The organism is Nonomuraea sp. NPDC049649 (genome assembly GCF_040675175.1).
Taxonomy (GTDB): Bacteria; Actinomycetota; Actinomycetes; order Streptosporangiales; family Streptosporangiaceae; genus Nonomuraea.
Window position 1 is genome coordinate 15,689 of the sequence record NZ_JBFAOH010000005.1, and the last position, 11,449, is coordinate 27,137.

Annotated in this window: 10 protein-coding genes; all 10 read left to right on the forward strand. The window is 72.8% G+C overall.

The window, feature by feature from the left end:
• Positions 1–7 precede the first annotated feature (7 nt).
• The 10 genes from gmk to fmt all read left to right on the forward strand — a co-directional run bounded on the left by gmk (position 8) and on the right by fmt (position 11,419).
• Entirely contained in the window at positions 8–640 is a 633-nt protein-coding gene (gmk, locus tag AB0J42_RS08955) for a guanylate kinase (RefSeq protein WP_364291104.1), read from the forward strand.
• 6 nt (positions 641–646) lie between these two features.
• Positions 647–916 carry a DNA-directed RNA polymerase subunit omega gene (gene rpoZ / locus AB0J42_RS08960; RefSeq protein WP_049577463.1) on the forward strand — a complete coding sequence of 90 codons (270 nt, stop codon included), beginning with the start codon at positions 647–649 and terminating at the stop codon, positions 914–916.
• A gap of 7 nt (positions 917–923) precedes the next feature.
• Complete coding sequence (coaBC, locus tag AB0J42_RS08965; protein ID WP_364290553.1) at positions 924–2,120, forward strand: bifunctional phosphopantothenoylcysteine decarboxylase/phosphopantothenate--cysteine ligase CoaBC; 1,197 nt, start codon at positions 924–926, stop codon at positions 2,118–2,120.
• Positions 2,121–2,391: 271 nt separating this feature from the next.
• The gene (locus tag AB0J42_RS08970) at positions 2,392–2,760 is read left to right on the forward strand and encodes a hypothetical protein (protein ID WP_364290555.1); all 369 of its coding nucleotides are present in this window, start codon (positions 2,392–2,394) and stop codon (positions 2,758–2,760) included.
• 126 nt (positions 2,761–2,886) lie between these two features.
• The gene (gene metK, locus AB0J42_RS08975) at positions 2,887–4,077 is read left to right on the forward strand and encodes a methionine adenosyltransferase (protein WP_364290557.1); all 1,191 of its coding nucleotides are present in this window, start codon (positions 2,887–2,889) and stop codon (positions 4,075–4,077) included.
• 293 nt (positions 4,078–4,370) lie between these two features.
• Positions 4,371–6,860, forward strand: coding sequence for a primosomal protein N' (locus AB0J42_RS08980; RefSeq protein WP_364291105.1), 2,490 nt, complete (start codon positions 4,371–4,373; stop codon positions 6,858–6,860).
• 49 nt (positions 6,861–6,909) lie between these two features.
• Positions 6,910–8,403, forward strand: coding sequence for a hypothetical protein (locus tag AB0J42_RS08985; protein ID WP_364290558.1), 1,494 nt, complete (start codon positions 6,910–6,912; stop codon positions 8,401–8,403).
• Between the two features lie 178 nt (positions 8,404–8,581).
• Entirely contained in the window at positions 8,582–9,904 is a 1,323-nt protein-coding gene (locus AB0J42_RS08990; protein ID WP_364290560.1) for a hypothetical protein, read from the forward strand.
• A gap of 34 nt (positions 9,905–9,938) precedes the next feature.
• Positions 9,939–10,487, forward strand: a complete 549-nt coding sequence (gene def / locus AB0J42_RS08995) for a peptide deformylase (protein WP_364290561.1) — start codon at positions 9,939–9,941, stop codon at positions 10,485–10,487.
• Positions 10,488–10,489: 2 nt separating this feature from the next.
• Positions 10,490–11,419 (forward strand): methionyl-tRNA formyltransferase, encoded by a 930-nt coding sequence (gene fmt / locus AB0J42_RS09000; RefSeq protein ID WP_364290562.1) that lies wholly within the window; start codon positions 10,490–10,492, stop codon positions 11,417–11,419.
• Positions 11,420–11,449 lie beyond the last annotated feature (30 nt).

Consider the following 11,449-nt stretch of genomic DNA (forward strand, 5'->3'; position numbering starts at 1 on the left):
CGGTGTGATGGCCTACGAGGCGTCCGGCGTCGGCAGAGTCGGGGGCTTCCACCCCTCGGAGAGGCGGCTGACGGTCCTGTCCGGGCCGTCGGGCGTCGGCAAGTCGACGGTCGTGGCCGAGCTCCGGCGGGCGCACCCTGAGGTGTGGCTGTCGGTCTCGGTGACCACCAGGCGGCCCCGGCCCGGCGAGGTGCACGGGGTCCACTATTACTTCGTCGACGGCGAGGAGTTCGACCGGCTCGTGGAGCGGGGCGAGCTGCTCGAGTGGGCGGAGTTCGCGGGCAACCGCTACGGCACGCCGCGGCAGCCTGTGCTCGACAAGCTGGCCGCCGGCGTGCCAACCCTGCTGGAGATCGACCTGGAAGGCGCCCGGCAGGTGCGGCGGAGCATGCCCGACGCGCTGCTCGTCTTCCTGGCTCCGCCCAGCTGGGCGGAGCTGGAGAAGCGTCTGCGCGGGCGGGGCACCGAACCCGAGGACGTCATCGCCCGCCGGCTGGAGGCCGGGCGGATCGAGATGGCGGCGGAGAAGGAGTTCGACCTCACGCTGGTGAACACGGACGTCAAAGACGTGTGCCACCGGCTGATAGCCTTGATGACCGACCCTCAGGGGGTCACCGCAACCACCAACCGAGAGGTCTGATCAATCGTGGCAGGAATTGCCCCGGTCGCTGAGGGCATCACCAACCCGCCGATCGACGCGCTGCTCGACATCGTCGACAGCAAGTACTCCCTGGTGATCATGGGGGCCAAGCGGGCCCGCCAGATCAACGCCTACTACTCCCAGCTCGGCGAGGGCCTGCTTGAGTACGTCGGGCCGCTGGTCGAGACGCACGCCCAGGAGAAGCCGCTCTCCATCGCGCTGCGCGAGGTCTCCGAGGGCCTGCTCAACGCCGAGCCCATCGAAGGCGCGGCCTGACGCCTCGATGAACGTCGTTCTGGGCGTCAGCGGCGGCATCGCCGCCTACAAGGCGTGTGAGCTGCTGCGCCTGTTCACCGAGTCCGGTCACGACGTGCGGGTGGTGCCCACCCGCGACGCGCTGCGTTTCGTCGGCGAGCCCACCTGGGCGGCCCTGTCGGGCAACCCGGTGACGACCGACGTGTGGGACTCGGTCCACGAGGTGCCCCACGTGCGCATCGGCCAGGCGGCCGACCTCGTCGTGGTCGCCCCCGCCACCGCCGACGTGCTGGCCAAGGCCGCCCACGGGCTGGCCGGCGACCTGCTGACCAACACGCTGCTGACCGCGCGCTGCCCGGTGGTGTTCGCGCCCGCGATGCACACCGAGATGTGGCAGCACCCGGCCACCGAGGCCAACGTCGCCACGCTGCGCGAGCGCGGCGCCATCGTGATCGACCCGGCCGTCGGCCGGCTCACCGGCGCCGACACCGGCCCCGGGCGCCTGCCGGACCCCGCCGAGATCTTCCAGGTGTGCCTGCGCGTGCTGCGCGGCGCGCCGCGCGACCTCGCCGGCCGCAGGGTCGTCGTCTCCGCGGGCGGCACCCGCGAGGCCATCGACCCGGTCCGCTTCATCGGCAACCGCTCCTCCGGCCTGCAGGGCTACGCGCTCGCCCGCACGGCCGCCGCCCGCGGCGCCGAGGTGACGCTGGTGGCCGCGAACGTGTCGCTGCCCGACCCGGCCGGTGCCACGGTCGTGCGCGTGGAGTCGGCCGTCGAGCTGCGGGAGGCGGTGCTGGCCGCGTCCGAGGGCGCCGACGCGGTGGTGATGGCCGCCGCGGTCGCCGACTTCCGGCCCGCCGACCGCCAGGACGTCAAGATCAAGAAGACGGACGCCGGACCCGCGCCCATCCACCTGGTCGAGAACCCCGACATCCTGGCCGAGATCGGCACCCTCCGCAAGGAGCGCGACGACGGCTCGCCCGCGGTGCTCGTCGGATTCGCCGCCGAGACCCACGACGTGCTCGCCAACGGCCAGGCCAAGCTCGCCCGCAAGGGCTGCGACCTGCTCGTGGTCAACCAGGTCGGCGAGAACCTCGCCTTCGGCACCCCCGACAACGCGGCGACCATCCTGGTGGCGGGCGGCGACCCGATCGAGGTCCCGCGCGGCCCCAAGGACGACGTCGCCGACGCCGTCTGGGACGCCGTCGCGCCCCGCCTTTCCTGACTCCGGCCCCCGCTCTTCCCGGTAAATGCTTGGACGTTCTTCCGGGACGTGCGCGACCGTCTTCCCTTGACTCCGGTTCTCGCCCTCTCCGGTAGGCGCTCGGACGTTCTTTCGGGATGTACGGGACGAAGCGCCCTGTCTTTCTTCGCTCCCTCCGGTAGGTGCTCGAACATCCTTCCGGGACGTACGGGACGAACGGGTTGGAATGATTACCCGATCGCCTGTTGCAGCGCCCGGAATGCCCGCTGATACTGGGGCGAAGGAGGGCGGCATGCCGGTGAATTCTGCTGTCAGGGACCGCTGCAGGACGGTGCTGGGAAACAAGGGCGCGATCCGCTACGTGTTCCCCGCGCTGTCCGTCGGGCCGGGCGGGTCGGCCAACTTCCTCATCGTGGTCACGGACCTGGCCGTGGCCGTGCTGGCCACGCGGATGTTCCGCGGGGACCGGCCGGTCTCGGTGTACGCCACGTTCCCGCGCGACACGCGGCTCGGCCCGATCACGCGGGCGCCCGGGCCCGTCATCGAGCTCGGCGACATGACGTTCGAGATCGACGAGGAGTACGCCGCGGTGGTCGCCGCCGCCGACGTGGAGGCGTTCGCTCCGGAGAGGCTTCCTCTGGATCCTCTGCCCCACCTTTGACCATTTCGATCGTGGTCTGTTTCGCGGCGGAGTGCCGGGTAGGGCTAGACTTCGGCGAGGCTCTGGCGTGTCAACTCGCGCTGAGCCCTTGATTTGTCAGCAGCCGCTGCATGAGGAGCCACTGAGTTGTCACGTCGCCTGTTCACCTCCGAGTCGGTCACCGAGGGCCACCCGGACAAGATCGCCGACCAGATCAGTGACGCGATTCTGGACGCCATGCTCAAAGACGACCCGAAGAGCCGGGTCGCGGTCGAGACGTTGATCACCACCGGTCAGGTCCACGTCGCGGGTGAGGTGACGACCGAGACCTATGTCGACATCCCGGGCGTCATCCGGGAGAAGATCCTTGAGATCGGTTACGACGCCTCCCACAAGGGCTTCGACGGCGCCTCCTGCGGCGTGTCGGTGTCCATCGGCGCGCAGTCGCCCGACATCGCCCAGGGCGTCGACGACGCCTACGAGTACCGCGTCGAGGGCGACGCCGACGAGCTCGACCGCCAGGGCGCCGGCGACCAGGGCCTGATGTTCGGCTACGCGTGCCGCGAGACGCCCGAGCTGATGCCGCTGCCCATCACGCTCGCCCACCGCCTGGCCATGCAGCTCACCCAGGTCCGCAAGTCCGGCACCGTCCCGTACCTGCGCCCCGACGGCAAGACTCAGGTCACGATCGAGTACGACGGCGACAAGCCGGTCCGGCTCGACACTGTGGTGGTCTCCACGCAGCACGCCGCCGAGATCGACCTGCAGGAGATGCTGACCCCCGACATCAAGGAGCACGTCGTCGACGTCGTGCTCAAGGACCTCACCGACATCGAGACCGACGGCTACCGCCTGCTGGTCAACCCCACCGGCCGCTTCGAGATCGGCGGCCCGATGGGCGACGCCGGCCTCACCGGCCGCAAGATCATCATCGACACCTACGGCGGCATGGCCCGCCACGGAGGCGGCGCCTTCTCCGGAAAGGACCCGTCCAAGGTCGACCGCTCGGCCGCCTACGCCATGCGCTGGGTCGCCAAGAACGTCGTGGCCGCCGGGCTCGCCGACCGCTGCGAGGTCCAGGTCGCCTACGCGATCGGCAAGGCCCAGCCGGTCGGGCTGTTCGTCGAGTGCTTCGGCACCGAGAAGCTGCCGGTGGAGAAGATCCAGGCGGCCGTGCTGGACGTGTTCGACCTGCGTCCCGCCGCGATCATCCGCGACCTCGACCTGCTGCGGCCGATCTACACCGAGACCGCCGCGTACGGGCACTTCGGGCGTGAGGGCTTCTCCTGGGAGTCCACCGACCGCGCCGAGTCCCTCCGCACGGCCGCGGGTCTCTGACGACGCTTTCCGAAGGGTCACGGGCCGCATGTGCCCGTGGCCCTTCTGGGTTTTCCTCCCGTCCCTGGCCCTGTGGCTTCGCGCCGCTGTCTGTGGGACGGACCCTGCCGGGGTTGTCGGACGTGACGTTTTCCGGAGAGGTCGTCTGCTCTCCTGGAGAGCTTCCGCGGTCGTTTCGCCGTGCCCGGGAAGGGGCGTCCCCGGCTCCGGGTGAGGTGGGCTTTCCAGGTCGGCGGGTCTGGTAGACGTAGTTCGTGACCGACTCCGACGACGCCCTCCTGCCGCTCGACGCCGTGCGGCCCGCGCCGTCGCCGAAGGACGTCAAGGGAGCCGTCGTCCCCGCCCCCGAGCTGCCCGTCGCCCGGGTGGCCGTGGACAACCCGCTGCCCCACCTCGACCGGGCGTTCGACTATCTGGTGCCCGAGCGCCTGCACGAGACGGCTCGGCCGGGGGTGCGGGTCCGGGTGCGGTTCGCCGGCAAGCTGGTGGACGGGTTCCTGCTGGAGCGCGTGGAGCAGAGCGACCATGTGGGCAAGCTGACGCCGCTGGAACGGGTCATCTCGCCCGAGCGGGTGCTGACGCCTGAGATCGCCGGGCTGGCCAGGGCGGTGGCCGACCGTTACGCGGGCACGCTGGCCGACGTCCTCCGGCTCGCCATCCCGCCCCGCCACGCCAGAACCGAGAACGCCACCCGGCCGTCTCCTGAGCCGGAGGCTGTGCCCGTACGAAAAGATCTCCCCGCACGGGATGCCGCCGCCCGGGAAGTCGTGTCCGCACGTGCGGAGACACCCGTGCGGGGGAGCGAAGGCGGGGGAGAGGCGTACGCACAGGCGCGGGAGACCGGCCCCGTGCAGGGAAAGACGCCCTGGCAGGAAGCCTCGTCCAGGCGGGAGGACTCTCCCGGAGAGGTGCCCTCGGCGGGTGAGGGTGCGCACGAGGCGGCTTTCCCGGAGCGAGGTGTGCCCGGATCGGAGAACCCGGTGTCTTCGCGGGAGGGCGTGGGCGACCCAGGTGCGGGGTCGTGGGCGGATTATCCGGTGGGGCCGTCGTTTGTGGAGGCGTTGCGGGAGGGGAGGGCGCCGCGGGCGGTGTGGACGGCGCTGCCCGGTGGGGGCGGGTGGGCGACGGGGTTCGCCGAGGCTGTGCGGGCGACGCTGGAGGGCGGCAGGGGCGCGCTGGCCGTGGTGCCCGACGGCAAGGATGTGGCGTTGCTGGATGCCGAGCTGGGGCGGGTGCTGGGGCCGGGGCGGCACGTGGCGCTCACGTCGGATCTGGGGCCTGCGGAGCGGTACCGGCGATGGCTGAGCGTGCTGCGGGGGCAGGTGCGGGCGGTGGTGGGGACGCGGGCGGCGATGTTCGCGCCTGTGGCCGGGCTCGGGCTGGTGGCCATCTGGGACGACGGCGACGATCTGCACGCCGAGCGGCTGGCTCCGTACCCGCATGCCCGCGAGGTGCTGGGGCTGCGCGCGCATCGGACTGGGGCGGGGATGCTGATCGGCGGGTACGCGCGTACGGCCGAGGCCACGCAGCTGATCGCCGCCGGGTGGGCGCGGCCGATCGTGGCGGCCAGGAAGGAGATCAGGCGCAGGGCTCCTCGGGTGAGGGCCGCTGGGGAGGATGCCGAGCTGGCGCGGGACCAGGCGGCGCGGGCGGCGCGGCTGCCCAGTGTGGCGTGGCGGGCGCTGCGTCAGGGGCTGGAGCATGGGCCGGTGCTGGTGCAGGTTCCGCGGCGGGGGTATCTGCCTGCTCTCGCCTGCGCTCATTGCCGGGCCCCCGCCCGGTGTGCCCATCCGCCGACGAGGGTCAGCCTGCCCGTGCCGGGTTCCGGCCGGTTCCCCGATGACGGGCGGATCCCGTACGAGGAAGCCGCCGGGCGTGGCCCGGGGGCAGGCGATGCAGGCGGGGGGAGGGCGCGTGGCCGCTCCGACGCCGTTGGGGGCCCAGCGCAGGGTGTGGGGTCCGAGGCGTACGGAGGAGTTCCGTCAGGCGATGTGCCGGGTGGGGGCGGCGAGGAGTTCTGTCATGGGCCGCTGGCGTTGCGCGGCGGGCATGCGGCGCCCTTCTGCCGGTGGTGCGGCAGGGTCGACGCCGGGTGGAAGTGCCCGGGGTGCGGGAGCCGCCGGATGCGGGCCGTGGTGGTGGGGGCCAGGCGGACGGCGGAGGAGCTGGGCAGGGCGTTCCCGTCGGTGCCGGTGCGGACGTCGGGGCGGGACGGGGTGTTGACCCAGGTGAACGGCAAGCCCGCGCTGGTGGTGGCGACGCCGGGGGCGGAGCCGGTGGCCGAGGGCGGGTACGCGGCGGCCGTGCTGCTCGACGGGTGGGCGCTGCTGGGGCGGGCCGATCTGCGGGCGGGGGAGGAGGCGGTGCGGCGGTGGCTGAACGCCGCCGCTCTGCTCCGCCCGGGGGGCGAGCTGGTGGTGCTGGCCGACGCGGCGCTGCCCGCCGTGCAGGCGGTGGTGCGCTGGGATCCGGTGACGTTCGCCGAGCGGGAGCTGGCCGACCGGGCGGAGCTGGGGTTCCCGCCGGCGGTGCGGATGGCCACGCTGACCGGCGCCGCCTCGGCGGTGCGGCAGCTGCTGGAGGAGACGCGGCTGCCCGCGGGGGCGCAGGTGCTGGGCCCGGTGCCGGTGGACGACGGGGGTCAGGAACGGGCCATGGTACGGGTGCCGCGCCCGGCGGGGGCTGCTCTGGCGGCTGCGCTTAAAGGGGCGAATGGGGTGCGTGCTGCCCGGAAAGCACCAGAGGTAGTGAAGGTGTGTGTTGACCCGCTCGACCTGATTTAGACGGTTTCCCCGATTCGCTCATCTGTAAGCAAGCCGTTAGCGTGCCTGTGTGTCGATCGAATGGGTGAACTCGGCCATCGACGACCTGCGCGCGTGGGGGCGTGCTCAGGGCGTCGAGGTGGATGCGGACGAGGTCCGCCTGCTCTGCGATTACGCCAGCGACTATCTGAACGTCAACAAGCTCGCTGACTTCACGCCCGCGACCTTCGACGAGCTGTTGCTGTCCATCTATCCGCGCAAGGTCATCGCACCGCCGGAGAGCGCCCAGGAGACCGTGGCCGCCGGGCGCACCCTCGTCCGCTATCTGCAGGAGTCGGGCGAGGTGGGCGACGAGACCGCCGCCGCCATGCGCGAGCGGCTGGACGACATCGAGACCCGGATGCCGCAGGCCCTGGCCGACCCGGCCAACTTCGGCATGGCCAAGAGCCTGTTCAGCTCCATCGGGCCGGAGGCGCTCGAACAGTCCATCGCCATCCCGTCCGGTGAGGTGCCCGACCTGGGGGAGGCGCCCTGCGACTGCCCCGGCTGCATGCCGCGCCCCGCCGTCCGGCTCGCCGCGCCCGAGGCGTTGGAGGAGGAGCTGCGCGGCGTCCCGCTCCTGGCCGAGCTCGACCGGGGAGCCGTCCCGTACCTCGAAGGGCTGTCCGCGCCCGGCGACCCGCTGGGCCGGTGGGCGGCCGTCGTCGCCCACCTGGTCGAGGGCGACACAAAGGGCGAGGTCACCGGCTCCGCAGAGCTCGACGAGGAGCTCCACGACCTGTTCGACATGTTCTACCGGGTGCAGGCGCCGGTGCCCGCCGAGGTGATCGGCGAATACCTGGACGAGCTCGTCGACCACGAGGTCGACGTGCCCGCCGTGCTCGACCGGCTCGCCTGGTGCGGCCTCGTCCGCGTCACCGGCGACGAGGCCGAGCTCACCCCGGCGGCCGTGTGGGCGCTGCGCGAGCACTACCTGGCGCTGGGCCTCGACGCGCCGCAGGCGCCCGACCTGGCCGAGGCCGACGCGCGCGGGCTCATCGAGGGGCTGCTCGACGGCGTGCCGGCCGAGCTGGCCGAGGACGACATCGATCGGTGGCTGGCGGCCAGGAGCCCCGGAGAGGCCGCCGCGGAGCTGCTCGGCGCCGCCTCGGGGGCGCCCGCCGTGGCCCGGGGGATCGCCGTCACCATCGTCGACCGGCTCGGCGCCGAGGCCGAGCCGGCGCTGCGTGGCGTGCTCGACGACGCCGAGCTGCGCCCGCACGCCATCCACTGGCTCACCGCCCGCGGCCTGCCCGCCCCGCAGCTCACCCACGACGAGCTGCTGTGGGTCAGCGTCGACATGCTGGCGCTGGCGCTGCCCGCCGCCGAGGAGGCCCCCGACATGTTCGCCGAGAACATGGCCGCCTCCGGCCCGACCGCCCAGATGATCGAGGAGATGTGGCAGGTCGACCACCCCGACGTGGTCGAGGTCCTGGAACTGCTCGGACGCTCGCTGCCCGACACCGCCACGGCCAAGGCCGCGCGCAAGGCCGCGTTCAAGGCGCGGTCACGGGCGATCCGCTGAGGTTGGCGTGGTGTGGAGTTCGCGGTCAAGGCTGCGCGTGAGGCGCGGTCGCGCGGGATTCGCTGAGGTTCGCTTCTGTGACTGGTGTGGAGTTCGTGGCGAAGGCTGCGGTCAAGGCACGCTCGGGCGCGATCCGTTGAAGTACGCTTCTGTGACGGACGTGCAGTAAGTTTCGTGGGTGGCCAACAACGTCTTCGACCTCGCCGAGCTGCGCAAGCTGATCGATGATCAGGCCGCCGTGCCGTCCCGGCCGCCGGAGGAGACGCCCGCGGAGCGCGAGGCGCTGACCTTCCCGCCCGTCACCCTCGCCGGTGACGCCGAGCTGGCGCGGGAGGTCCCTCGGGTGCCGCTGGTGGCCGACGCCGTGCGGCTGGCCGGCTGGACCGGCGAGCGCCCCGTCACCGCCGAGGGGCTGCTCATCGAGGCCGACGCCCGCGCCGCCGTCGCCGAGCTCGGTCTCGACGCCTCCCGCCTGCGCCTCATCTGGATCGTCGCGGTCAACACCGGCCTGCTCCAGATCCTCGGCGGGCGCGCCTCGCGCGGGCCGCTGCCGCAGCGGCTCACCGTCGAGGCCACGCTGGAGTTCTGGGACGGCGTCGTCATGGACGTGCTCGACCGCGCCGACGAGGGCCTGACCGGGTCACGTGTCGTCGACGACCACCTGGCCGAGATGCTCGCCACGATCTATTCCGTACGAAGCGGCGTCGCCGTCGCCAACCTGGCCCGCGGCATCCTGCAGTCCCACGAGGTGGCCTGCGCGCCCGGCCCGGCCGGGATGCGCCGCCTGGCCGCCGCGCTGCCCGGCGACCTGCTGCAGGCGCTGTCGCTGCTCGCCTACTGCGGCATCGTCGAGCAGACCGCCGCCGGCCGCACCGCGCTCACCCCGCTCGGCGTCTGGGCCGTCCGGCGCGACCTGCTGCGCGAGGGCCACGACGCGCCGACCACGGCCGAGGTCGAGGTGTTCGCCGACCTGACCGCCACCGAGCTGGTCGAGGCCCTGGTCAGCGGGACCGCCACGCAGAGCGCGGTGGCCGGATGGCTGGAGCGCCGCCCGGCCGAGCAGGCCGCCCGCGAGCTGATCGCCATCGCCGCCGAAGGCACCGCCGGCAGCCGCGGCGCCGTCGGAGCCGTCCTGGAGGAGCTGGGCCCAGAGGCCGAGAAGCCCCTGCGCGAGGCGCTCGACCTGCCGCTCATGCGCCGCTACGCCGCCTCCTGGCTGCACATCCGCGACCTCGACGCGCCGCCGCTCAGCCCCGAGGACCACACCTGGATCGCCGTCGACTCGCTGGCCGCCCTCATGCACCTGTCCGGCGACGCGACCGAACGGCTCGACACGCCCGAGCCGAGTGAGGACCTGATCCGCCTCGTCGCCGAGATGCCCGCCGTCGGCCATCCCGACACGGTCGCCGTGCTCGACATGATCGCCCGCGCCCACGACGACGAGGCCGTCGTCAAGGCCGCCCGCAAAGCGGCGATGAAGGCGCGCTCGGCGGCCCATTAGACTGAGTCGATCCCTCGAAGAAACGGAGTGACCCTTGGCGATCCAGGCGATTCGGCTGTTCGGAGACCCGGTGCTGCGCACCCCGGCGGCTCCGGTGGTCGACTTCGACAAGGAGCTCCGCAAGCTCGTCCAAGACCTCACCGACACGATGATGGACGCGCCGGGCGCCGGCCTGGCCGCGCCGCAGATCGGGGTCGGGCTGCGGGTGTTCACCTACTACGTCGACGACCAGCTCGGCCACCTCGTCAACCCCGACCTCGACCTGTCGGGCGACATCGACGAGGAGGGCGAGGAGGGCTGCCTGTCCTTCCCCGGCCTGTCCTTCCCGACGCCGCGCTCGGTGCGCGCCGTCGCCAAGGGCTTCAACATGTACGGGGAGCCGGTCGTGGTGGAGGGCACCGACCTGATGGCGCGCTGCCTCCAGCACGAGACCGACCACCTCGACGGCATCCTGTTCATCGACCGGATGGACCCGCAGCAGCGCAAGCTCGCCATGAAGGCCGTCCGCGAGGCCGAGTGGAGCGGGATGCAGCCGCCCACGGTCAAGTTCTCGCCTCACCCGACCGGCGGAAAGGCCCTCTGACGATGCGCCTGGTCTTCGCCGGCACCCCGGAGACGGCGCTGCCGTCGCTGCGGGCCCTCATCGACTCACCGCGCCACGAGGTCGTCGCGGTCGTCACCCGGCCCGACGCCCAGTCCGGGCGCGGCCGCAAGGTCCACCCCTCGCCGGTGGCCGAGCTGGCCGAGGAGGCGGGCATCGAGGTGCTGCGCCCGGCGAAGGCCGGCGACCCGGACTTCCTCGACCGGCTGCGCGCCCTGGAACCCGACTGCTGCCCCGTCGTCGCGTACGGGGCGCTGCTGCCGCAGGCGGCGCTCGACATCCCGCGCCACGGCTGGGTCAACCTCCACTTCTCGATCCTGCCCGCCTGGCGGGGCGCCGCCCCCGTGCAGCACGCCGTGCTGCACGGCGACGAGATCACCGGCGCGACCACGTTCCGCATCGTCAAGGAGCTCGACGCCGGCCCGGTCTTCGGCGTGGTCACCGAGCCGATCCGGCCCGACGACACCAGCGGCGCCCTCCTGGAGCGGCTGTCGGTCTCCGGCGCCGGGCTGCTCGCCGCCACCCTCGACGGCATCGAGGACGGCACGCTCGAAGCCCGGCCGCAGCCGTCCGAGGGGGTGAGCCTCGCCCCCAAGATCACTGTCTCGGACGCCCGGGTCGACTGGTCCGCGCCCGCCATGCGTGTCGACCGGCTCATCCGTGCCTGCACCCCCAACCCGGGGGCGTGGGCCGAGTTCCGCGGGCAGCGGGTCAAGCTGGGCCCCGTGCGCGTCGCCGCCGGTGAGGAGCGCCTGGCCCCCGGCGAGCTGGCCGCCGGCAAGCACCGCGTCCTGGCCGGCACCGCCACCGACCCGGTCGAGCTGGTCGAGGTCCAGCCGCAGGGCAAGCGAGTGATGACCGCGGTCGAGTGGGCGCGCGGCGTGCGCCCGGCCGACGGGGAGCGTCTTACGTGAGCGCCCGGGCCGGTGGGTCCGGCGGGCGGG

What these genes read in the sequence shown, in the direction of transcription:
- AB0J42_RS08970 (WP_364290555.1), top strand. Translation starts at nt 2,392, where the DNA reads ATGCCGGTGAATTCTGCTGTCAGGGACCGCTGCAGGACGGTGCTGGGA.
- fmt (WP_364290562.1), top strand. Translation starts at nt 10,490, where the DNA reads ATGCGCCTGGTCTTCGCCGGCACCCCGGAGACGGCGCTGCCGTCGCTG.
- gmk (WP_364291104.1), top strand. Translation starts at nt 8, where the DNA reads ATGGCCTACGAGGCGTCCGGCGTCGGCAGAGTCGGGGGCTTCCACCCC.
- coaBC (WP_364290553.1), top strand. Translation starts at nt 924, where the DNA reads ATGAACGTCGTTCTGGGCGTCAGCGGCGGCATCGCCGCCTACAAGGCG.